The 22364-nt window shown below is 73.2% G+C and carries 19 protein-coding genes; 8 read left to right on the top strand and 11 right to left on the bottom strand.

Annotated elements, in window-relative coordinates; genetic code table 11:
* Positions 1-40: 40 nt before the first annotated feature.
* Entirely contained in the window at positions 41-1681 is a 1641-nt protein-coding gene (locus JK359_RS00095; protein ID WP_201830287.1) for an RDD family protein, read from the bottom strand.
* Positions 1682-1916: 235 nt separating this feature from the next.
* Between JK359_RS00095 and JK359_RS00090 the strand changes: the two genes are divergently transcribed.
* Positions 1917-2330 carry an SsgA family sporulation/cell division regulator gene (locus JK359_RS00090; RefSeq protein ID WP_201830285.1) on the top strand — a complete coding sequence of 138 codons (414 nt, stop codon included), beginning with the start codon at positions 1917-1919 and terminating at the stop codon, positions 2328-2330.
* 14 nt (positions 2331-2344) lie between these two features.
* Here JK359_RS00090 and JK359_RS00085 read toward each other — a convergent pair whose 3' ends face one another.
* Complete coding sequence (locus JK359_RS00085; protein WP_201830283.1) at positions 2345-3751, bottom strand: FAD-binding oxidoreductase; 1407 nt, start codon at positions 3749-3751, stop codon at positions 2345-2347.
* Between the two features lie 92 nt (positions 3752-3843).
* Here JK359_RS00085 and JK359_RS00080 point away from each other — a divergent pair, with 92 nt between their 5' ends.
* Positions 3844-5313, top strand: a complete 1470-nt coding sequence (locus JK359_RS00080) for a tetratricopeptide repeat protein (RefSeq protein WP_201830277.1) — start codon at positions 3844-3846, stop codon at positions 5311-5313.
* Between the two features lie 117 nt (positions 5314-5430).
* Here JK359_RS00080 and JK359_RS00075 read toward each other — a convergent pair whose 3' ends face one another.
* Positions 5431-6279, bottom strand: a complete 849-nt coding sequence (locus tag JK359_RS00075; RefSeq protein WP_201830276.1) for a phage baseplate protein — start codon at positions 6277-6279, stop codon at positions 5431-5433.
* Between the two features lie 35 nt (positions 6280-6314).
* A complete protein-coding gene (gene hppD, locus JK359_RS00070; protein WP_201830274.1) occupies positions 6315-7463 on the bottom strand; it encodes a 4-hydroxyphenylpyruvate dioxygenase in 1149 nt (382 codons plus the stop codon).
* 122 nt (positions 7464-7585) lie between these two features.
* Between hppD and JK359_RS00065 the strand changes: the two genes are divergently transcribed.
* From JK359_RS00065 to JK359_RS00045, 5 genes are read left to right on the top strand one after another with little or no spacing between them, the layout of a single operon-like run.
* Positions 7586-8065: an Lrp/AsnC family transcriptional regulator gene (locus JK359_RS00065; protein ID WP_201830273.1), complete on the top strand. Its 480-nt coding sequence runs from the start codon at positions 7586-7588 to the stop codon at positions 8063-8065.
* 38 nt (positions 8066-8103) lie between these two features.
* The gene (locus JK359_RS00060; protein ID WP_201830272.1) at positions 8104-8751 is read left to right on the top strand and encodes an ABC transporter permease; all 648 of its coding nucleotides are present in this window, start codon (positions 8104-8106) and stop codon (positions 8749-8751) included.
* Positions 8744-9991 (top strand): betaine/proline/choline family ABC transporter ATP-binding protein, encoded by a 1248-nt coding sequence (locus JK359_RS00055; RefSeq protein WP_201830271.1) that lies wholly within the window; start codon positions 8744-8746, stop codon positions 9989-9991. Before JK359_RS00060 ends, JK359_RS00055 begins: the two co-directional genes overlap by 8 nt.
* The gene (locus JK359_RS00050) at positions 9988-10836 is read left to right on the top strand and encodes an ABC transporter permease (RefSeq protein WP_201830269.1); all 849 of its coding nucleotides are present in this window, start codon (positions 9988-9990) and stop codon (positions 10834-10836) included. Before JK359_RS00055 ends, JK359_RS00050 begins: the two co-directional genes overlap by 4 nt.
* Positions 10833-11831, top strand: a complete 999-nt coding sequence (locus JK359_RS00045; protein ID WP_201830268.1) for a glycine betaine ABC transporter substrate-binding protein — start codon at positions 10833-10835, stop codon at positions 11829-11831. The genes JK359_RS00050 and JK359_RS00045 overlap by 4 nt, the downstream gene beginning before the upstream one ends.
* Positions 11832-11838: 7 nt before the next feature.
* Here the strand turns inward: JK359_RS00045 and JK359_RS00040 are convergent, their stop codons facing one another.
* Genes JK359_RS00040 through JK359_RS00030 form a run of 3 tightly spaced genes read right to left on the bottom strand, consistent with a single transcriptional unit; the run spans position 11839 to position 14534 of the window.
* On the bottom strand, positions 11839-12630 hold the full coding sequence (locus JK359_RS00040) for a S16 family serine protease (protein WP_201830266.1): 792 nt from the start codon (positions 12628-12630) through the stop codon (positions 11839-11841).
* A 33-nt stretch (positions 12631-12663) separates the two neighbouring features.
* Entirely contained in the window at positions 12664-13773 is a 1110-nt protein-coding gene (menC, locus tag JK359_RS00035; RefSeq protein WP_201830264.1) for an o-succinylbenzoate synthase, read from the bottom strand.
* Entirely contained in the window at positions 13770-14534 is a 765-nt protein-coding gene (locus JK359_RS00030; RefSeq protein WP_201830256.1) for a chorismate synthase, read from the bottom strand. Before JK359_RS00030 ends, menC begins: the two co-directional genes overlap by 4 nt.
* A 101-nt stretch (positions 14535-14635) precedes the next feature.
* Between JK359_RS00030 and JK359_RS00025 the strand changes: the two genes are divergently transcribed.
* Positions 14636-16186 carry a PucR family transcriptional regulator gene (locus JK359_RS00025; RefSeq protein WP_201830254.1) on the top strand — a complete coding sequence of 517 codons (1551 nt, stop codon included), beginning with the start codon at positions 14636-14638 and terminating at the stop codon, positions 16184-16186.
* Here JK359_RS00025 and dapE read toward each other — a convergent pair.
* The 4 genes from dapE to JK359_RS00005 all read right to left on the bottom strand — a co-directional run bounded on the left by dapE (position 16167) and on the right by JK359_RS00005 (position 22152).
* Positions 16167-17222 carry a succinyl-diaminopimelate desuccinylase gene (gene dapE, locus JK359_RS00020; protein ID WP_201830251.1) on the bottom strand — a complete coding sequence of 352 codons (1056 nt, stop codon included), beginning with the start codon at positions 17220-17222 and terminating at the stop codon, positions 16167-16169. The genes JK359_RS00025 and dapE overlap by 20 nt on opposite strands.
* Before the next feature lie 444 nt (positions 17223-17666).
* Positions 17667-18308 (bottom strand): IclR family transcriptional regulator, encoded by a 642-nt coding sequence (locus JK359_RS00015; protein ID WP_201830246.1) that lies wholly within the window; start codon positions 18306-18308, stop codon positions 17667-17669.
* Positions 18309-18746: 438 nt separating this feature from the next.
* On the bottom strand, positions 18747-20546 hold the full coding sequence (locus JK359_RS00010; RefSeq protein ID WP_201830244.1) for a DEAD/DEAH box helicase: 1800 nt from the start codon (positions 20544-20546) through the stop codon (positions 18747-18749).
* A 169-nt stretch (positions 20547-20715) separates the two neighbouring features.
* Complete coding sequence (locus JK359_RS00005; protein ID WP_236677104.1) at positions 20716-22152, bottom strand: MFS transporter; 1437 nt, start codon at positions 22150-22152, stop codon at positions 20716-20718.
* Positions 22153-22364: the final 212 nt, after the last annotated feature.

The raw sequence follows: 22364 nt of genomic DNA, 5'->3' as shown, positions 1-22364 counted from the left end.
CGCAGCGCCCGGCGTCAGCCCGGCGCCGCGGCGCCCGGCGTCAGCCCGCGACGAACGTGTGGGCCGCCTTGTCGTGCCAGCACTGACGCCAGGGCCGGTCGAACAGGCACCACAGCACGCCCACGAGCCCGATGCCGAGCAGCCCCGGCACGCTGAACACCAGCCAGCGGCGCAGCGCCGGGCCGAACGTCGGCGGCTCGTGCGCCTCGATGTCGCGGACCTCCAGGCCGCACAGCTTCTTGCCGAGGGTCCGGCCCCACTTGACGGTGGGCAGCACCTCGCAGAGCACGCCGGCCAGGAGCAGGACGGCGAGGACGATGCCGAGGCTGGTGCCGGTGGTGCCGTCGAGCAGCCAGACGGTGACCTCGCGGCCGGACAGCCGGGCCGCGTCGATCTTCTCCTGGACGTGGTCCACGGCGCGGATGCCGAGCGGGACGGCAGCGGCGGCGGTCAGCGCGCCCACGGCGAGCACGTCGATCAGCCGGGCCGCGAGCCGCCTGCCGAGTCCGGCGGGCCTGGCGGCGGCCTGCCGGCGTGCCGCGGCCTGGAACGGGTCCTCCACCGGTGGCTTCCACGGCGCCACCGGCTGCTCGTCGCCGCCGCCGGCCAGCCGGTGCACCTGCTGCGCCCACGAGGCCTGGCCGCCACCGGGGCCGCTGGTCAAGGGGGTGGCGGAAGCAGCGGCCTGCTGGGCTCCGGCCTGCTGAAGTCCCGGCTGCTGAAGTCCCGGCTGCGGAAGTCCCGGCTGCTGGAATCCGGCCGGCCGCGGTCCCGCCTGCTGGGGTCCCGCCTGCTGGGGCACGGACGGGGTGGCGGCGGCCGGTGAGGGCTGTCCGCCGTGCGGGGCCGGCGCGGGCTTCGGTACGTGGGGCGTCCCCGCAGCGTCGGCCGGTGCCTCGGGAGCCCGGGGAGCCGGCGTGGTGGCGCGGGCCGCGGCCGCCTTGCCGGCACCGAAGCCGGGGTTCCCGGCCGGGGCGGAGGACGGCGGGGCGGCGGCCGACGGACCCGCGGACGACGGGGAGGGCGCGCCGACCGGTCCCTGCGCGCCGAAGCCGGCCGGGCCGGACCCGCCGGGCGGAGTGCCCTCGGCACCGGAGGGGCCGCCCCCGCCGGACGGCCCGGGCGGAACCGGCCGGAAGGTCATCGTGCCGTCGTCGGTGCGGGCCGCGGGGCCCGGGATCGGCCGCCGGAAGATGAAGGTGCCGGGGTCCGGGGCGTCGCTCTCCGCCGGGGGGATCGTCGCGGTGCCGTCGGTGCGGCTGGTGGCACGGCCCTCGGAGTGGCCCGGCGAGTCCGCCGGCACCCGGGGGTCGGCCGGCCAGGCCCCGCCCGCCGGAGCCCACTGCGCACCCTGGCCGCCCTGGGCCGCCTGGGCGGAACGGCCCTGCTGCGCCCACTCGCCGGACCGGCCGGGGTGCCCCTGCTGGGCGGCAGGGTCCTGCCGGAGCGGGTCGGCCGGGTCCTCGTCGAAGAAGTGGGGGCCCGTCTCCTCCACGGACGGGGGCGCGGGCCGGACGCCCGGGGGCGGGGTGAGCGGCTCGCCGTCCTGCGGCGCCGGGCGGCTGGTGCCGGGCACCCAGGAGGCGCCGTTCCAGTACCGGACGTAACCGGGGATGGACGGGTCCGGGTAGTAGCCCTCGCGGGGCCGGTCGTCACCTGGGGCCGGGGTTGGGGCGCTCATGTCCGTCGTCCCGTATCTGCTCGGGGGTGGGATGGGGGCCTCCACATCTATCAGACGCGGGCATGCCCCACCGCCAGTCCCGCCGGACCCGCCCCTTTCCGGGCAACACGGCACCACGGTGTCACGGGCCCGCGAAAAGAAAATCCCCGAACCCGCGTAATGGCACGGCCCCGGCCCGCTCTCCACCCGTGCGGGCCCGTTCCGAGCGGCCCCGAACCGAAGGGAGACACAGGTCATGCAGCACACCGTGGTGGAGCGGGAACTGGAGCTGAGGCTGATTCTGTCGCCGGAGCGCAGCGTCCCGGTCCCGGCCCGGCTCGGCTACCGCTCCGACGACCCCTACGCCGTCCACATCTCCTTCCACATCAACTCCGAGCACCCCGTCGACTGGACGTTCGCCCGCGAGCTGCTGGTGGAGGGGGTGTTCCGGCCGTGCGGGAACGGGGACGTGCGGGTGTGGCCGGCCAAGGCCGAGGGGCACGGCGTCGTACTGATGGCGCTGAGTTCACCCGAGGGCGACGCGCTGCTGGAGGCGCCGGTGCCGCAGGTCTCGGCCTGGCTGGAGCGCACGCTGCGTCTGGTGCCGCCGGGGACGGAGGGCGGGCAGCTGGGCATCGACGACGCGCTCGACCAGCTGCTCGCCCGGTGACCCCGGCCGGGCACTCAGAAGAGCTTGCCGGGGTTGAGGATGCCCAGCGGGTCGAAGACCTGCTTCACCGCCCGCTGCATCTCCACCCCGACCGGGCCGATCTCGCGGGCCAGCCACTCCTTCTTCAGCACGCCGACACCGTGTTCGCCGGTGATGGTGCCGCCGAGTTCCAGGCCGAGGGCCATGATCTCGTCGAAGGACTCGCGGGCCCGCCGGGACTCGTCGGGGTCGTGCGCGTCGAAGCACACCGTGGGGTGGGTGTTGCCGTCCCCGGCGTGCGCGCACAGGCCGATGGTGAGGTCGTACTTGGCGGCGATCCGCTCGACGCCCTCCAGCATGGCGCCGAGCTGCGACCGGGGCACGCACACGTCGTCGATCATCGTCGTGCCCTTGACCGCCTCCAGCGCGGTCAGCGAGAGCCGCCGGGCCTGGAGGAGCAGTTCGGACTCGGCGGCGTCCTCGGCGGGCACGACCTGGGTGGCACCGGCCGCCTCGCACAGGGCGCCGACCGCGGCGAGGTCGGCGGCGGGGTCCGGGGTGTCGAAGGCGGCCAGCAGCAGCGCCTCGGTGGTCTCCGGCAGACCCATGCGGGCGAGGTCGTTGACGGCCTTGACGGTCGTACGGTCCATCAGTTCGAGGAGGGAGGGGACGTGTCCCCCCGCCATGATGCGGCAGACGGCGTCGCAGGCGGCGGCAGCGGAGGCGAACTCGGCGGCCACGACCAGCTGCTGCGGCGGCTTGGGCTTCAGCGCCAGCACCGCCCGGACCACGATGCCGAGCGAGCCCTCGGAGCCCACGAAGAGCCGGGTGAGGTCGTAGCCCGCGACGCCCTTGGCCGTGCGGCGGCCGGTGGACATCAGGCGGCCGTCGGCGAGTACGACGTCCAGGCCGAGCACGTACTCGGCGGTCACGCCGTACTTGACGCAGCACAGGCCGCCGGAGGCCGTGCCGATGTTGCCGCCGATGGTGCAGGTCTCCCAGCTGGAGGGGTCCGGCGGGTAGTACAGGCCGTGCTCCTCGACGGCGCGGGAGAGGGCCGCGTTGACGACGCCCGGTTCGACCACGGCGATCCGGTCGACGGGGCTGATCTCCAGGATGCGGTCCATCCGGGTCAGGGACAGCACGATGCAGCCGTCGCTGGCGTTGGCGCCGCCGGACAGACCGGTGCGGGCGCCCTGCGGGACCACCGGCACCCGCAGTTCGGTGGCGGTGCGCATGACGTGCTGCACCTGTCCGACCGTGCGGGGCAGCACGACGACGGCGGGGGCGCCCGCCGGGCAGAAGCTCGCCATGTCATTGGCGTAGGAGGCGGTGACGTCGGGGTCGGTCAGGACGGCCTCGGCCGGCAGGCCGGCCAGGAGCCGGTCGGTGAGGTTGCCTGCTGCCTCGTCGCGCGGCGCTTCGATACGGCTCATGATCACAGGTTCGCACTCGCGGCCATCGGTGTGAACCCCGCCCGCGCCGCCCTTGGGCCACCCGGATGTGCTCGTCGTATTGACGCACAGTGAGCCCCATGGACAACCGACTCCGGGCGCCGGGTGCGTCGCTGCTCCCCGAGCCGCCCGCCCCGCGGCAGCGCCGGCGGCTGCTGCGCCGGGTGCTGGTCAGCGCGCTGGCGGGCGGAGTCGTCGCCGGCGCGGTGCTGATGCTGCTGCCGCAGGAGCGGCAGGAACGCCTGGCCCCGCCACCCGCCCCGGGTCCGCGGGCACAGCCGCAGACGCTGACGGCGGTGACGTACGGGGTACCGGCCGGCCTGCCGGGCCTCACGACGCTCATCGGACGGCAGGAGCAGCGGGTGCGGGCCCAGCCGCGGGACGCCCGCGCGTGGGCGGTGCTGGGTTCGGCATACGTGGAGCGCGGGCGCCGCACCGGCGACGCGACCGACTATCCGCGGGCCGACCGGGCGCTGCGCACCTCGCTGGACGTGCGCGGGGAACGGAACACCGAGGCGCTGGACGGCCTGACCGCGCTGGCGCTCGCCCGCCGGGACTTTCCGGCGGCGAAACAGTACGGCGAGCAGGCACTGAAGGCGGCGCCGAAGCGGTGGACGGCGTACGCGCCGCTGATCGACGCCTACACCGGGCTGGGCGACTACAAGAACGCCCGCTCCACACTGGACAAGCTGATGGGGCTGCGCACCGACGCGGCGGCGCGGCCGGCCGTGATGGCGCGGGCCGCGGCGGTGTACCAGGACCGGGGCTGGCGCGAGGACGCGGTGGCCCAGCTGACGGACGCGGCGGCCGCCGCCCGCACTCCGGCCGAGCAGGCCGCCTGGCTGACCGGGGTCGGCCAACTGGCCTGGGACCGAGGTGACCTGCCGGAGGCGCTGCGGCACTTCGAGGCCGCGGTACGCCTCGACCCCGACCAGCGGGCGGCGCCGGCCGGGCGGGCGCGGACGCTGGCCGCGCTGGGGCGCACGACGGAGGCGCTGGCCGCGTACCGGACCGCACTGGCGAAGCAGCCGGACCCGGCGGACCTCATGGAGCTGGGCGAGCTGTACGAGTCGCTGGGGCAGGAACAGCTCGCCGAGGAGCAGTACACCCGGATGAAGGCCGAGGTGCGGCGGCAGGTGGCGGCCGGGGTCGACGAGGAGCTGCTGATCGGCCGGTTCGAGGCGGACCACGGGGAGCCGGTGGACGGTGTGGAGCGGTTGCGGGAGGAGTGGCAGCGCCAGCCGGGCATCGAGGTGGCCGACGCGCTGGGCTGGGCGCTGCACCGGGCCGGGGAGGACCAGGAGGCGCTGACCTACGCGTCCGTCGCGACGGACAAGGCGAAGGGCGGCGGGGTGCGCAGCGCGCTGTACGCGTTCCACCGGGGTGTGATCGAGGCGGAGCTGGAGCAGGACGGCCCCGCGCGGCGGCATCTCCAGGAGGCGCTGCGGATCAACCCGTACTTCTCGCCGCTGCGGGTACCGGCGGCGCGGGCGGCACTGCGGGCGCTGGGCGAACCGCCGGAGGACGAGCTGCCCGAGGACCACTTGTAGCGGCCGGGGACCGTTCGGAGCGGCCCCGGCCCAATCGCAGTCGCCGAGGCCGTCGGGGCCGTCGGGGCGGCCGATCACCGTTCGGAACGGCCGGGGCCCTCTCGGGGCGGGTGAGGGTCACTTGTAGTAGATCGAGAACTTCCGTGCCCCCGCCCGCCCGGACGCGAAGCCCACGTACAGGCGCGGGGTGCCGGTGTGGCGGACGGCGAGGCCCTCCGGTTCCCGGAGGTCGAGGGAGCGTGCCGCTTGCGTGCGGTGGCGGGCGATGAGTTCGCCGGTGCGGATGTCCAGACAGGACAGGTACGTGTTGCCGTGGCCGGCGGGCGGGTTGGTCCGCGGGTCGTAGGCGGATCCGGCGAGCTGGTAGAGATGGTCGCCGTGCAGGGCGAACCCCTGGAAGGGGACGTCCGGGTCGGGGTGGGCACCGGTCTGCGGGAAGTCGGCGAGCGGGGAGCCGTACTCGCGGGCGGTGAACGCGGCCAGGTCCCAGACGCGGTAGCGCGGGGTGCCACCCGTCCGGTGGCGGACGGCGATGCGTCCGGTGGCCGGGCAGATGCCGGGCTGGTTGGCGTGTGAGCCGGCTATCGGGTGGCGGACCCGGACGTCCCGCGGTGTGCGGGTGGCGCCGCCGGCGAACCGGAAGCGGGTGACGCCCCGGCCGTATCCGCCCGCGGCGTCCGCCTCGGTCCAGATCCACACCGTGCCGTCGGCGTCGTGCTGGACGCCCATGCTCACGCCGTGCCCGAAGCCCTTCAGGTACATGTGGCCGAGGCGTCTGCCCGCGTGGTCCAGGCGGTTGAGGCACAGGTCGCCGGCGTCCCGGCCGCCCCGGACGAGCTGCAGGACGTAGAGGTGGTGGTGGACCTCGTCGAAGGCGAAGGACTGGAGGACCGTGGGTTCGCGCAGGGTGTCCAGCTGCCGCAGCCAGCGGACGGCCGGTGCGGCGAGGTCGATGCGCTGCTCCACGGTCCCCCCTGGGCGTCCGGCGGGGGGACCGTCGGTTACAGGTTGCCCCGCTTGGCCTGCTCGCGTTCGATCGCCTCGAACAGTGCCTTGAAGTTGCCCTTGCCGAAGCCCATCGAACCGTGCCGCTCGATGAGTTCGAAGAACACCGTCGGCCGGTCCTGGACCGGCTTGGTGAAGATCTGCAGCAGGTAGCCGTCCTCGTCGCGGTCGGCCAGGATCTTCAGCTCGCGCAGGGTCTCGATCGGCACGCGCGTGTCGCCGACCCACTCGCCGAGGGTGTCGTAGTACGAGTCGGGGGTGTCCAGGAACTCGACACCGGCCGCGCGCATCGTGCGGACCGTCTGCACGATGTCGTTGGTGTTGAGCGCGATGTGCTGGACACCGGCGCCGCCGTAGAACTCCAGGTACTCGTCGATCTGGGACTTCTTCTTGGCGATCGCGGGCTCGTTGATCGGGAACTTCACCTTCAGGGTGCCGTCCGCGACGACCTTCGACATCAGCGCGCTGTACTCGGTGGCGATGTCGTCGCCCACGAACTCCTTCATGTTCGTGAAGCCCATGACCTTGTTGTAGAACGCGACCCACTCGTTCATCCGGCCGAGTTCGACGTTGCCGACGCAGTGGTCGACGGCCTGGAAGGTGCGCTGGGCGGGCGGTTCGACGAGCGGCTTCGCGGCGGTGTAGCCGGGGAGGTAGGGGCCGTCGTAGCCGGAGCGGTCGACCAGGGTGTGGCGGGTGTCGCCGTAGGTGGCGATGGCGGCGAGGACGACCGTGCCGTGCTCGTCCTTCACCTCGTACGGCTCGGCGACCGAGCGGGCGCCGTGCTCGATCGCGTAGGCGTACGCGCGGCGGGCGTCCGGCACCTCGATGGCCAGGTCGATGACGCCGTCGCCGTGCTCGGCGACGTGCTTTGCGAGGAAGTGGCCCCAGGTGCTGGCCGGCTTGATCACCGAGGTGAGGACGAAGCGGGCGGAGCCGTTCTCCAGCACGTAGCTCGCGGTCTCGCGGCTGCCGTTCTCCGGTCCGGAGTAGGCGACCAGTCGCATGCCGAAGGCGGTGGAGTAGTAGTGCGCCGCCTGCTTGGCGTTGCCCACGGCGAAGACGACCGCGTCCATTCCCTTGACCGGGAAGGGGTCGGCCTGCCGGGCGGTCGCGTCGGGAGTGTGGTCTGTGGTCTGCGTCATAGCGGAAGACTCGCTCTGCTCTGCAAGGTGCGCAATAGTTTCCACATTCACTGGGCAATGTGACCAGTGATACGGCCGTATCGACAGCCTTTCTGTACAGGGTGACCATCTCAGGGGGTCTCATGGCGATCGATCATCTGGACGGGCGCATCATCGTGCTGCTCGCCCGGGAGCCGCGCATCGGGGTGCTGGAGATGTCCCGGCGGCTCGGTGTGGCGCGCGGGACCGTACAGGCGCGGCTGGACCGGCTTCAGTCGAACGGAGTCATCCGCGGCTTCGGACCCCAGGTGGACCCGGCGGCCCTCGGCTACCCGGTCACCGCCTTCGCCACGCTCCAGATCCGGCAGGGTCAAGGGGCCGACGTGCGGGCCCACTTGGCGACCGTGCCGGAGGTGCTGGAGCTGCTGACCACCACCGGCAGCGGCGACATGCTGTGCCGGCTGGTGGCCCGCTCGAACGCCGATCTCCAGCGGGTGATCGACCGGGTCGTCGGCTTTGATGGCATCGTCCGGGCCTCCACGACGATCGTCATGGAGAACCCCGTTCCGCTGCGGATCATCCCGCTGGTGGAACAGGCGGCCGCGGACAGCGCAGGGACCTAGCCGACGCCGGACGCAGCCGAACCTGGGGGTGAGCGCGGGTGAGCTTCTGGGAGTACCTGGGCAGCCGTCACCAGCAGCTGCTCACGGACGCCTTCCAGCACGCCAGTGCGGTCTTCCAGTGCATGGTCCTGGCGACCGTCACCGGTGTGCTCACCGGAATCGCCACCTATCGCTCCGCATGGGCCGGCAATCTCGCCACCACCGCCACCTCCAGCATCCTCACCGTCCCCTCGCTCGCGTTCATCGGTCTGCTCATCCCGGTCGTCGGTCTGGGCGTGCCGCCCACGGTGATCGCCCTGACCCTGTACGGGCTGCTGCCGATCGTGCGCAACGCGATCGTCGGCCTGCGCGGAGTGGACCCGGCACTGGTGGACGCGGCCCGCGGGATCGGCATGTCCGGCCCGATGCGGCTGGCGCGGGTGGAGCTGCCGCTGGCCTGGCCGCCGATCCTGACGGGCATCCGCGTCTCCACCCAGATGCTGATGGGCATCGCCGCGGTCGCCGCCTACGCCTCCGGCCCCGGACTCGGCAACGAGATCTTCCGCGGGCTCGCCTCCCTGGGCAGCAGGAACGCACTGAACCAGGTGCTCGCCGGCACGCTCGGGATCGTCATCCTCGCCCTGCTGTTCGACGCCGCGTACGTGCTGATCGGACGGCTGACCATTCCGAGGGGGATCCGTGGCTGAGCCGGCCCCCACCGCCACGCACGGCGCCACGATCGAGCTGGAGGGCCTGACCAAGCGGTACCCGGGCAGTGCGCAGCCGGCCGTGGACCGGGTGAACATGGAGATCAAGGCGGGCGAGACGGTCGTCTTCGTCGGCCCGTCCGGCTGCGGGAAGTCCACCACGCTCAAGATGATCAACCGGCTGATCGAACCGACCGGCGGGCGCATCCGGATCGGCGGTGAGGACGTCACCGGCATCGACCCGGTGAAGCTGCGCCGCAAGGTCGGGTACGCCATCCAGTCCTCGGGGCTCTTCCCGCACATGACCGTCGCCCAGAACATCGCGCTCGTGCCCAGGATGACCGGGTGGCCGAAGTCCCGGCTCCGGCAGCGGGTGGAGGAGATGCTGGACCTGGTCGGCCTCGACCCCGGCGAGTTCCACGGCCGCTATCCGCGTCAGCTCTCCGGCGGCCAGCAGCAGCGCGTCGGCGTGGCCCGGGCGCTCGCCGCCGACCCGCCGGTGCTGCTCATGGACGAGCCGTTCGGCGCGGTCGACCCGATCACCCGCGACCACCTCCAGGACGAGCTGATCCGGCTCCAGCGCGAACTGCACAAGACGATCGTGTTCGTCACCCATGACTTCGACGAGGCGATCAAACTGGGCGACCGGATCGCGGTGCTGCGCGAACGCTCGCACATCGCCCAGTTCGACACCCCCGAGGCGATCCTCACCAATCCCGCCGACGACTTCGTCTCCGGTTTCGTGGGCGCCGGCGCGGCCCTGAAGCGGCTCAACCTGACCCGGGTGCGGGACGTGGAGATGCGGGGCTACCCGACGGTGACCGTGGACACCCCGCTCCAGCAGATCTTCGGGTACCTGCGTGACGGCGGCACCAACGAGATCCTGCTCCTCGACCGGCGCCGCCGCCCCTACAAGTGGCTGCGGCGCGGCGACCTGATGCGGGCCCGCGGCTCGCTCGCCCGCGCGGGCACGCTGGTGCACGACACGGTGACCCGGGACGCCACCCTCCGGGACGCGCTGGAGGCCGTCCTCACCGACAACGCCGGCCGGGTCGCGGTGACCGGGCGGCGCGGCGAGTTCATCGGGGTGGTCGACATGGAGACGCTGATGAACTCCGTGCACGAGCTGCTGGAGGCCGACCGGCTCGAGGCCATGGAGCACCAGCACGAGCTGGAGGAGGCCCGGTCCCGGCAGACCCACTTCGAGCAGGAGGGCGACGCCGGGGAGAAGAAGGCGTGAGCACCGCCCGGCGCCCGGAGGGCGAGCACGAGGTGAAGGGGCTCGCCTTCCGTGACGAGGGCGAGGCCGAGCAGGAGGCGCCGCCCCCGCCGCAGCGCCCGCCCGGACGCCGGCTGTCCTGGCAGCGGCTGACCGTGCTGCCCGCGTTCCTGATCGCCCTGCTCCTCGCGACCTGGCTGTGGTTCCGGCAGGCGCAGCTGGACACGATCTCCGCGAACGCGCTGTCGGGCGGCCAGGTCTCCGAGGCGCTGTGGCAGCACGTGCAGCTGACGGTGATCTCCACCTTCTTCGTGCTGATCATCGCCATCCCGCTGGGTATCGTCCTGACCCGGCGGGCGTTCCGCTGGGCCACCCCGGCTGCCATGACGGTCGCCAACATGGGCCAGGCGACCCCGGCGATCGGCCTGCTGGCGCTGCTGGTCATCTGGCTGGGCACCGGTACGAAGGCGGCCCTGATCGGCATCGTCGTCTACGCCGTCCTCCCGGTGCTCTCCAACACGATCACCGGTCTGAAGGCCAACGACCCGCTCCTGCTGGAGGCGGCCCGCGGCATCGGCATGTCCCCGCTGGGTGTGCTCGGCCGGATCGAACTCCCCCTCGCCGTCCCGCTGATCCTCGCCGGCGTCCGCACGGCGCTGGTCCTCAACGTCGGTACGGCGACGCTGGCCACCTTCGGCGGGGGCGGCGGCCTCGGCACGCTGATCACCACCGGCATCACCACCCAGCGCATGCCGGTGCTGGTGCTCGGCTCGGTCCTGACCGTGGCGCTGGCGCTGCTGGTGGACTGGCTGGCCTCGCTGGCGGAAGTGCTGCTGCGGCCGCGTGGCCTGGAGGTGGACACATGACAGGCGCCCCGGCCCGCCGGGCCTCCTCGGCACGGCGCAGGCGCCGTACCCGCCTGCTGCTGGCCGGGCTGCTCGTCGTACCGTCCGGCTGCGGGCTGACCAGCGGCTCCCCCATGGTCGACGACGTCGGACCGGGCACGATCGGGCAGGGTCTGCCGTTGAAGGGCGCCCACCTCACGGTTACCTCCAAGGAGTTCACCGAGCAGCTGATCCTCGGCGCGATCATGGGGATCGCCTTGCAGGCGGCCGGCGCGGACGTCCTCGACCGGACCGGGATCCAGGGCTCCATCGGGTCCCGGGAGGCGGTCAGGAAGGGTGACGCGGACGCCCTGTTCGAGTACACGGGCACCGGCTGGATCACCTATCTGGGCAACAGCAGGCCCATTCCCGATCCGCAGGAGCAGTGGCGGGCCGTGCGGGACGCCGACCGGAAGAACGGGCTGACCTGGCTGCCGCCGTCGCGGCTCGACAACACCTACGCCCTCGCCATGAACCGGGCCGGCTTCCGGAAGTACCGCACGCGGACGCTGTCCGAGGTCGCCGAGCTGTCGAAGAAGGACCCGGGCGCCGTCACCCTGTGCGTGGAGGGCGAGTTCGCGAACCGGGCCGACGGGCTGCCCGGCCTGGAGAAGGCGTACGGCATGAGCCTGCCGGCCCGGAACGTCACACAGATGGACACCGGGATCATCTACACCCAGGTGGCCAAGGGCAGTTGCACCTACGGGGAGGTGTTCACCACCGACGGCCGCATCAAGTCGATGCACCTGGTGCTGATGGAGGACGACAAGAAGTTCTTCCCCAACTACAACGCGACGCCCGTGGTCAACACCGAGGTGCTCCGGCGGTGGCCGGCCATCGCGAGCGTGATCGAGCCCGTCACCAGGAAGCTGGACAACACGGTCGCGCAGACCCTCAACGCCGAGGTGGACGTCGACGGCGAGGACCCGCACCAGGTGGCGCTGGACTGGATGAAGCAGGAGGGCTTCGTGAAGTAGGCCGGCCTCAGCAGCTCGGCACCGGCCCCTTGCCCTTCTCCAGCGCCACCAGGGCGTCGACCGCGCTCTTCACGGTGGTCACCGGCACCAGCCGCAGGCCCTTGGGCAGTTCCGACTGGGCGTCCGCGCACTCCGCCTTCGGGACCAGGAACACGGTGGCCCCGTCCCGGCGCGCGGCCTGCGTCTTCAAGGCCACCCCGCCGACCGCGCCGACCTTGCCGGAGGGGTCGATGGTGCCCGTACCGGCGATGGTGCGGCCCCCAGTGAGGTCGCCGCCGCTGCCGTCGCCGTCCAGCTTGTCGATGATGCCGAGGGTGAACAGCAGTCCCGCACTGGGACCCCCGACGTCGGCGAGCTTCAGATCGACCTTGACCTTGCCGGCGCTGAGCCCGAGGTACTTCAGCGCCGCCTGGGTGGCGTTGTGCTGGGACTCGTCCATCTGGGCCAGGTTGTACTTCTCGATCTCCTTGACGTCGTCGCCGCTGGGGTAGACCGCGTCGCGCGGCATGACGGCCCGGTCGCTGCGGAACCAGTTGCCGACGACGTCACCGAGGGTCACCGTGGCCTCCGGGCCGGTGGCCACGATCGTGACCATGCGCAGCTGGCCGCTGGTCCTGCGGACCGGCGCCCCGGAGACGGTGATCACCTGGGTGCCCTTGTCGGCGCCGAGCACGTTCGCCGTCGTTCCGGGCTGGGCCACCGAGAACGGCAGCGGCGCGAGCGCCGCGGTGGCCAGCAGGGCCACGACGGGCACCGCGCAGACGGCTACGGCCTGGGGACGCGTGAGACGAGAGAGCACGTCATCAATCTAACGTGACCACCGGTGGTGCCCTTATGCCGCGTACAGGTCCCGCCGCTCCCGCGTGAACCGGCGCAGGGCCTCCGGCAGGGGCTCGACGCCGATGCCGGGCCCGGCCGGCACCGGGAGGTGGCCGTCCTGCAGGACGAACGGCTCGGTGATGTCCTCGGCGAAGTACCGGGCGGAGGCGGAGGTGTCCCCGGGGAGGGTGCAGCCGGGCAGGGCCGCGAGCGCCAGGTTCGGGGCCCGGCCGACACCGGTCTCCAGCATGCCGCCGCACCACACCGGCACCCCGTGGGCGTGGGCCACGTCGTGGACCCGGCGGGCCTCCAGGTAGCCGCCGACCCGGGCGGGCTTGACGTTCACCACCCGGCAGGCGTCCATGGCGATCGCGGCGGCGGTGTCGCGGGCATGGTGCAGGGACTCGTCCAGGCAGACGGGGGTGGCCAGGCGCTGCTGGAGCCGGGCGTGCGCGTGCAGGTTGTTCTCCTCCAGCGGCTCCTCGATCAGGAGCAGTCCGAACGCGTCCAGGTGCCGCAGGTGCTCGGCGTCGGCGAGGGTGTAGGCGGTGTTGGCGTCGACCTGGAGGGGGAGGTCGTCGCCGAAGCGCTCACGGACGGCCCGTACCGGCTCGACGTCCCAGCCGGGTTCGATCTTCAGCTTGATGCGCACGTACCCCTCGTCGAGATGGCGCTCGACGTCGTCCAGCAGTTCGGCGACCGAGTTCCTGATCCCGATCGAGACCCCGGCGGGGACCCGGTCGTGCACGGCGCCGAGGTACGTCGCGAGCGACATGCCGTGCGCCCGCAGCTCGGCGTCCAGCACGGCCGTCTCCAGGGCCGCCTTCGCCAGCTCGTGCCCCTTGATCTTCGCCACCGCCGGGCCGAGCGCGGCCGTGGTGAGCCGCGGCAGCGCTGCCGCGCGCGGCAGCAGGAAGTCGCGCAGCACGATCTCGGCGCCGGCGACGAACTCCGGGCAGTACAGCGGTTCGGGGTCTGCCGCGAACTCCGACCAGCCCTCGGCCTCGTCCGTCACGACGTGCAGCAGGAAGGTGTCCTTGGCCGTCATGGTCCCGAAGGACGTACGGAACGGGGTGACCAGGGGGATCGCCACGTGCACGATCTCCACGCGCTCCAGCTTCACGCGGCCTCCTCCGTCCGGTGCAGGGTGTACCAGCCGTCGCGGGACATCCCGGTGACCCGGAAGTCCTCCAGGAAGGCGTCCAGGAACACGTGGCGCACCTCCCGCCGCCAGCGCAGCGCCAGCGCCGGGTCGGCGGCGCGCAGCGCGACGACGTCCTGCGGGACCCGGCACCACAGGTGCCGGCCGTGGCGCCGGGCGAGGGGCCCGCCGTCGGGCGCGCTGCACACCACGGGCCCCTGAGGTGCGGCGCTGTACGGCGCGGCCGGCGCCGTCAGGTCCCAGGTCACCGCCAGCCGGTCGCTCTCGTCGCCGTCGTTCACGCCGTCGGTCATGGGGCCGTAGAAATCGACCAGGTAGTCGGTGCCGGCGGCGCCGAGCTTGTCCAGGTTGAAGCGGGCGTTGCGGCCGACCAGCGGATCGAAGGTCCAGCGCATGGTGCGGGCGCCGAGGCCGGCGGCCCAGTCCCGCTGGGCCAGCTTCAGTGGATGCCCGAGTCCCCGCTCGGCGGCGGCCACCAGCGAGTACGTACTGTGCTCCGCGCCGAGGACGGCCACCGCGGCTCCGGCCAGCCGCCGGCCGGAGTAGACCGCGTGCACCGCGCCGCCGGCGTGCACCAGGCTGTGCAGCACCTCGGCCGGGTACGGCGGTGCGGAGCGGGGGGTGCGCCAGACGTCGCTGAAGTGGTCGGCGACGGCCGCGAGCCCCGCGACGTCGTGGACGGTACGTACGGTGACCCGGTCGGTCGTCGTTCCTGCTGCCATGGCACGAGTCTGTGAGGCCCCGCGGGCATACGTGTTGTGCATCCGGCCAACGGATGCCAAGGTTCGTTGCACCATCCGCCAACCACCGACTGGGGGCACTCATGGACACCTGCACCCTCGGCGACCTCCTGGACGTCGTCGGCGGTCCCGCCCTGCGCGTGCACGCGGCCCCGGCCGGCCCCGCGGCGCCGGTCACCGAGGCGGTGCTGTACGACGGCCGGGACCCGTTGCCCCGGATGCCCGGGGCGCTGCTGCTGGCGGTCGGGGTGCGGGCGGCGGAGGCGGGGCCGCTGCTGCGGGCGGCGGCGCAGGCCGGGCTGACCGGGGTGGTGGTGCGGGGCGAGGGCGCCCCGGCCGCCCAGGCGGAGGCGCACGGCGTGGCCCTGCTGTCGGTCGCCGAGGACGCGGCCTGGCACCACGTCCATCTGCTGCTGGCCTCGGCCATCGCCGCCCGGCCCGCCGCGGGCGCCGACACCGGGCTGGGCGACCTGTTCGCGCTGGCCGACGCGATCGCCACGGCGACCGGCGGGGCCACCGCGATCGAGGACGCCCGGCAGCGGATCCTCGCCTACTCCACGGTCCCCGGCCAGCCGGTGGACGAGGACCGCCGGCAGGGCATCCTCGGCCGGCAGGTGCCGGTCAGCGCCATGAACACCGAGCAGTACCGGCGCATGTTCGCGGCCGACCGGCCGGTGCGGCTGCCCGCCCTGACCGATGCGGACCTGCCCCGGCTGGCGACGGCGGTACGGGCCGGCGGGGAGACCCTCGGCTCGATCTGGGTCGTCGACGGCGGCTCGCTCGTCCCGGACGCCGAGGACACCCTCGCCCAGGGTGCCTCCACCGCCGCGCTGCTGCTCCTGCGGGCGCGTGCCGCGCGGGAGCTGGTCCGGCACCGGGGCAGCGAGCTGCTGCACCGGCTGCTGGACGGCACGGCCGATGACGCCGCGACGGCCGCCGCGCGCCTGGGTGTCGGCGGTCCCGCCCGGGTGGCGGCCTTCGTGCCGGGCTCCGCCGCGAGCGTCCCGGACGCCGAACGCACCGCGCTGCGCCTGCTGGACGTCGTACGCCTGCAGTGCGAGGCCCGGTACGGCCGGCACGCGTGCGTGCTGGTGGACGGAGTCGTGTACGCGGTGCTGCCCGGCCCCGGCGAGCGGCACCGCGGGCTCGCCGAGGACATCGTGGGCCGGGCGGGACTCGCGCTGCGGGTGCCGGTGCGGGCGGCGCTGGGCGAGATGGTGCCGGGCGCGGAGGGGCTCGCGGACTCCCGGGCGGACGCGGACCTGGTGCTGCGCGTGCTGGACGCGGACCTGCCGGTGGCCGAGGTGGACGAGGTCCGGGCCCGGGTGACCCTGCTGCGCCTGTCCGAGGTGATGTCCGAGCGGCGGGAGTTGAGCGCGGGCGGCTGGCGGCGGGTGCTGGCGTACGACGCCCGGCACGGCACCGAGTACGCCCGCACGCTGGTGTGCTGGTTCGACGCGGGCTGTGACATGGCGGGCGCGGCCAGGCTGCTGGCCGTGCACCCCAACACCTGCCGCTACCGTCTCCGGCAGGTCCAGCAGCACACCGGGATCGACCTGGACGACCCCGACGAGAGCCTGGTGCTCTGGCTCCAGCTGCGGGTGCTGGCAGGGCTCAGCGGAGCCACGCCCTGAGCCCGGCCTCACACCGTCCGAGATGGCCGACGGGCACGTACTCGCCCGCCGTGTGCGCCAGCGAGGGATCACCGGGACCGTAGTTGAGGGCGGGCACACCCAACGCCGCGAACCGCGCCACGTCCGTCCACCCGAGCTTGGGGCGCGGCTCGGCGCCCAGCGCCGCGACGAGGCCGCCGACCCGGTCCAGGTGGGGCAGCGCACCGGCGACGACCTCGGTGACCCGGACCTCGTACTCCGGGAAGAGCCCGCGCACGTACGCCTCCGCCTCCGCGGCCGAACGGCTGGGGGCGAAGCGGCAGTTGACGGTCACGACACACTCGTCGGGCACGACGTTCCCGGCGACCCCGGCGCGTACGGCGACGGCGCCGAGCCCCTCCCGGTACTCCAGGCCGTCGACCACGACCCGCTCCGGGACGTGCGCGTCGAGCCGCTGCAGCACCCGTCCCGCCCTGTGCGCGGCGTTGACGCCCTGCCAGGCGCGGGCGGTGTGCGCGCGGGCGCCCTCGATCACGATGTCCGCGGTGAGGATGCCCTGACAGCCGGCCTCGACACCGGCGTCGGACGGTTCCATGAGGACGGCGAGGCCGGCCTCCTCCAGCAGCCCCGGCCGGGCGGCGGCGATCCGCCCCAGCCCGTTGCGCTCCCCCTCGACCTCCTCGCACTCGTAGAACACGTAGGTGACGTCACGGGCGGTCTCCGGCAGGGTCGCGGCGAGGCGCAGGCCGACCGCGACCCCGCCTTTCATGTCACAGGCACCGAGCCCGTACACCCGGCCGCCGGCGAGCCGGGAGGGCAGGTTCCCGGCGGCCGGCACGGTGTCCAAGTGCCCCGCCAGCAACACGCGTTCGGGCCGGCCGAGGTCGGTGCGGGCGATGACGGAGTTGCCGACGCGGTCCACGGTGAGGTGGGCCAGGGCACCGAGGGCCTCTTCGACGGCGTCCGCGATACGACCCTCCTGCCCGCTCTCGGAGGGCAGGTCGACGAGGGCCCGGGTCAGGCTGACGACGTCGGCGGTGAGATCGAGAGGGGCCATACCGGTGGTCTTCCTCGGGCTGGGCGTACGGCGAACTGACGCACCGGGCACGGCGGACCGTGGAGGCCGCGGACGCTGTAGTCCGGCGAGCATCCGGGCGTGCCTTTGATGATGCGCAACCGGGAAGACCGAGGGGGTGTGCCGATCGGCCAAAGAGTGGGGGATGGGGTTGGCTGGGCGGCCAAGGGGGGTGGTGACGTGACGCCGTTGCCGGGTGCGGTCGGGGATGGCCGGGCGGGCGAGCAGGTGGTGACGTGACGCCGTTGCCGGGTGCGGGTCGGGGGTGGCCGGGCGCGCAGTTCCCCGCGCCCCTTCGGGGGCTTACTGTCGTGGACGGCGCGGCGTGGCCGGGTGCGGGTCGGGGGTGGCTGGTCGCGCAGTTCCCCGCGACCCTTCGGGGCGCTGCCCGGCCGCTCACTGTCGTGGGCGTGCCGGGCGTCTGGGTCAGCGGAGGGCTTCCGCGACCTCTCGTGCCGCCTCGACCACGCGCGCCCCCACCCGCTCCGGCACCGCGTCCGCCAGCATCACCACACCCACGCTGCCCTCGACCCCGGTGACCCCGACCAACGGGGCGGCAGCCCCGCTCGCGCCGGCCTCCAGCTCACCGTGCGTCAGCGTGAACCCGGGATCGGCGGACGGCGACTGCCGCGCGGCGAGGATCGCCTTGCCCGCCGCGCCCCGGTCCAGCGGATGCCGGAACCCGGCCCGGTAGGCCACGTGATAGTCGGTCCACGTCGGCTCCACCACCGCAACGGCCAGCGCCTCGCTCCCGTCGACGAGCGTCAGGTGTGCCGTCGCCCCTATGTCCTCGGCCAGCGACCGCAGCGCGGGCAGCGCAGCCTCCCGTACCAGCGGATGCACCTGCCGCCCGAGCCGCAGCACCCCGAGTCCGACGCGGGCCCGGCCGCCCAGGTCCCGGCGTACGAGCGCGTGCTGCTCCAGCGTGGCCAGCAACCGGTACACCACGGTCCGGTTCACACCCAGTTTGGTGGACAACTCGGTGACGGTCAGCCCGTGGTCCGTGTCGGCCAGCAGTTTGAGGACACGCAGTCCCCGGTCGAGCGTCTGAGAGGTCTCCGCGGTCACGACGCCCACTCCTTTGGTGGTGAGGTCGGCGGACCCCGAGCGGCGATGCGTCACCGAGTCCCGTCGGCGACGCGCTTCAGAGGCCGCCGATCGGCAGAACGGCCCGGCGGCTGCGGGCCTAGTCGCTTCACGGCTGCGCTCCGCGGCGGCGCTGCCACGGGGCGTGTGCGTAGCGGGACAGTAGCGAAGCCGGTTCGCTGAGCGGAAGTCTTCGTCCAGAATCCGGGCAAGGCCAGATCCGGCCTGCCTCCATTCGTCCGGATACGCACACCGAACAAACACCCGAACCAAAGCGAACAGCCCGACTTTCCGTTGGCCCGGAGCGAAGCCGCAGTCACGCCCGGGCCGGGGCGAAGCCGTCGTCGGGGTCCGGGGCGAAGCCCCGTGGGGGGCGCCTGTCGACCGGCCGAGTCGGTGGGTGGGTGGGCACAGGCGGGGTCACCGCATGCGCGTGGCCCACTCCCGCACCTTGTCGATCCGCTGCCGCAACTGCCCCGCCGTGGCCTCCGCACTCGGCGGCCCCCCGCACAGCCGCCGCAGCTCGGTGTGGATCACCCCGTGCGGCTTACCGCTCTGATGCACGTACGCGCTGACCAACGTGTTCAGCTGCTTCCGCAGCTCCATCAGCTCCTTGTGCGTGACCACCGGCCGCCGCTCGGCCGGCAGCTCCAGCAGGTCCGCCTCACTGTCCGGCTTCTTCCGGCTGTGCGCGATCTGCCGAGCCTGCCGCTTCTGCAGCAGCAACTGCACCTGCTCGGGCTCCAGCAGCCCCGGAATCCCCAGGTAGTCCTGCTCCTCCTCGCTCCCGGGGTGGGCCTGCATGCCGAACTCGGCGCCGTCGTAAAGCACCCGGTCGAACACGGCGTCGGACTCCAGCGCCTCGAAGGGCAGCATGTCCTGCTCACCGGTGTCCTCGTCCTGCTGCTGGTTCGCCTCCTCCATCTCCTTCTCGGATTCGGCGTACGGGTCCTCCTCGCCCTCCTTCTTCGGCTTGTCGAGGGCGTGGTCCCGCTCCACCTCCATCTCGTTGGCGAAGGTCAGCAGATCGGGCACGGTCGGCAGGAACACCGACGCGGTCTCGCCGCGCCGCCGGGACCGCACGAAACGCCCGACGGCCTGCGCGAAGAACAGCGGGGTCGAAATGGTGGTCGCGTAGACGCCGACCGCGAGCCGCGGCACGTCGACGCCCTCGGACACCATCCGCACGGCGACCATCCACCGGTCGTCGCTGTCACTGAACTCGTCGATCTTCTTCGACGCACCGGCGTCGTCGGAGAGCACGAGCGTCGCCTTCGTCCCCGTGATCTCCCGGATCAGCTTGGCGTACGCGCGCGCGGAATCCTGGTCGGAGGCGATGACGAGCGCACCCGCGTCCGGGATGGCCTTCCTGACCTCGGTCAGCCGCTGGTCGGCTGCGCGCAGCACGCTCGGCATCCACTCGCCGCGCGGGTCGAGGGCCGTACGCCAGGCCTGGCTGACCGCGTCCTTGGTCATCGGCTCGCCGAGCCGGGCGGCGATCTCGTCACCGGCCTTGGTGCGCCAGCGCATGTTGCCGCTGTAGGAGAGGAAGATGACGGGCCGGACGACGCCGTCGCCGAGCGCGGACCCGTAGCCGTACGTGTAGTCGGCGGCGGAGCGGCGGATGCCGGCGTTGTCCTCCTCGTACGTCACGAAGGGGATGGGGTTGGTGTCGGACCGGAACGGCGTACCGGTCAGCGCCAGCCGCCGCGTCGCCGGCTCGAAGGCCTCCAGACACGCCTCGCCCCAGGACTTGGAGTCACCGGCGTGGTGGATCTCGTCCAGGATCACGAGGGTCTTGCGCTGCTCCACGCGGTTGCGGTGCAGCATGGGCCGTACACCGACACCGGCGTACGTCACGGCGACCCCGTCGTACTCCCTGCCGAGCGGTCCCGCGCTGTACTCGGGATCCAGCTTGATCCCTATCCGGGCGGCCGCTTCCGCCCACTGCTTCTTCAGGTGCTCGGTGGGCGCGACCACCGTCACCTGCTGCACGACATGGTGGTGCAGCAGCCAGGAGGCCAGCGTCAGCGCGAAGGTCGTCTTGCCGGCGCCGGGCGTGGCGACGGCGAGGAAGTCACGCGGCTGTTCCTGGATGTACTTCTCCATCGCCCCCTGCTGCCAGGCACGCAGCTTGCTGGCGGTACCCCAGGGGGCACGGCCCGGGAACGCGGGCGAGAGGTGGTGGGAGTGAGCGGAGGAAGCGGCGGTGGTAGTCACGGTCTCCGTGGATCAGGGTCGGGCGGCTCGGCTACGTATGACAACCGGGCCACCCTACCGGCGCAGTCCCGCGGTCAACCCGCGAACGACCCCGGGTCGCCCGCGGGTGGGACCCACGTCACAGCAGCCGCCGCCGTCCCGCCAGCACCGCGGCCTCGCTCCGGCGTCCTCACGGCCGGCGCAGTCGCCGCGTCACCCAGGCTCCCGCCAGCGCGACCACCGCCATCGGCAGGAAGACGGCGGCATAGGCGGCGGGACGGCTGCCGTCGGCCGTGGCGGCGGTGCCGGCCGCCGTGCTGCCGCCGCCCAGAGCCGCGAAGGCGGCGCCGGCCGCCGCCAGCAGGACGACGTTGGAGAGCGCGTCGGAGATCTGGAGGGCGGCCGAGTTGGTACCGGCCTCCTCGGGGGCGGACAACTGCAGCAGCAACACGCTGGTGGAGGAGAGCACCAGCCCCATCCCGAAGCAGCCGACGCCCCAGGCCACGGCGACGGTCCACACCGGCACGGAGTGCACGAGCACGCTCGGCGCGGTGACGATCGCGGCGGCGACCAGCAGCATGCCCGTGGTCATCAGCCGTTCCCGGTACGGCGCCACGCGCGGCCGGGACTGCACGAACGACCCCAGCGCCCAGGTGCCGCCGCCCGCCGCCAGCGAGAACCCGGCGAGGGTGGGCGACATCCCGCGCTGGGTGACCAGCATCAGCGGCACGAAGGACTCGGCGGCGATGAAGGAACCGGCGGACAGCCCACGCAGCAGCACGACGGAGGGCAGACCGCGGGCGGCCCGGTAGGTGCCGGGCGGCAGCAGTCCGAGGACGGCGGGCACGAGCAGCGCGGCACCGGCCAGCCCCGGGAGAAGGGAGAGGGGGCGCAGGTCCTGGGCGGCGTACTGGAGCAGCCCGGCGCCGAGGGAGATCGCGAGGGCGAGCCGGATCCGCCGCCGGTCGAAGGTGCCGGCGCCGGTCTCCTCGTCCACCGGGCCCGAGGCCCGCCGCCGTATCTGCGGCAGGGCGAGGGCGAGCGGGAAGACGACGAGGGCCGGGATGCCGAGGAAGACCCAGCGCCAGCCGAGGTGCTCGGTGACGGCGCCGGAGGCGAGGGGGCCGACGATGGACGGTACGACCCAGCCGGCCGCGAACGCCGCCATGATCGCGGGCCGCAGCCGCTCCGGGTAGGCCCGGCCGACGACGACGTACAACGCCACGATGACCAGTCCGCCGCCCAGTCCCTGTACCGCCCGCCCGAGGATGAACACCCACATGACCTGTGCGGTCCCGGCGACGACGAGGCCCGCCGCGAAGGCACCGATGCCGGCGGTGAGCGCCCCCAGCGGGCCCCGCCGGTCGGACCACTGTCCGGCGAGCACCATCCCGAACAGGCTGGTCGTGAAGTACCCGGAGAAGGCGAACGCGTACAGCGCCAGCCCGTCCAGTTCCCGCGCCGCGACGGGCATCGCCGTGCCGACGGCGGTCGCCTCGAACGCGATGAGCAGCACGACGGAGACGATGCCGATGCTGAGCGCCCGGTACGAGCGGCTCAGCACGCCGCCGTCCTGCTCGGCGGGTGGGGCGAGGACGGCGGGATCACGGGACTCGAGGGCACTCATGCGGTCAGGGTAAGGCCCGCAACCGGCATTGACCCCTGTCAGGAGTCCGACCTCCCCTGGTCCCTTGGTCGTACGCCCCCGGCCCCTTCGTGAACGCCGCATGGCAGTCCCGTTGCAGCCCGCCCGATCCCCTTGAGCCACTCGCCGCCGGCCCCGTACGTTCGTCCCACGAACACGGCCGTGTGCCCGAGTGGTTCAGGGGCTCGCCTGCA

The organism is Streptomyces actinomycinicus, assembly GCF_016741775.1.
Lineage (GTDB): Bacteria > Actinomycetota > Actinomycetes > Streptomycetales > Streptomycetaceae > Streptomyces > Streptomyces actinomycinicus.
The sequence above is the reverse complement of the archived record's forward strand: the minus strand, read 5'-3'. Positions and strand labels throughout refer to the sequence as shown.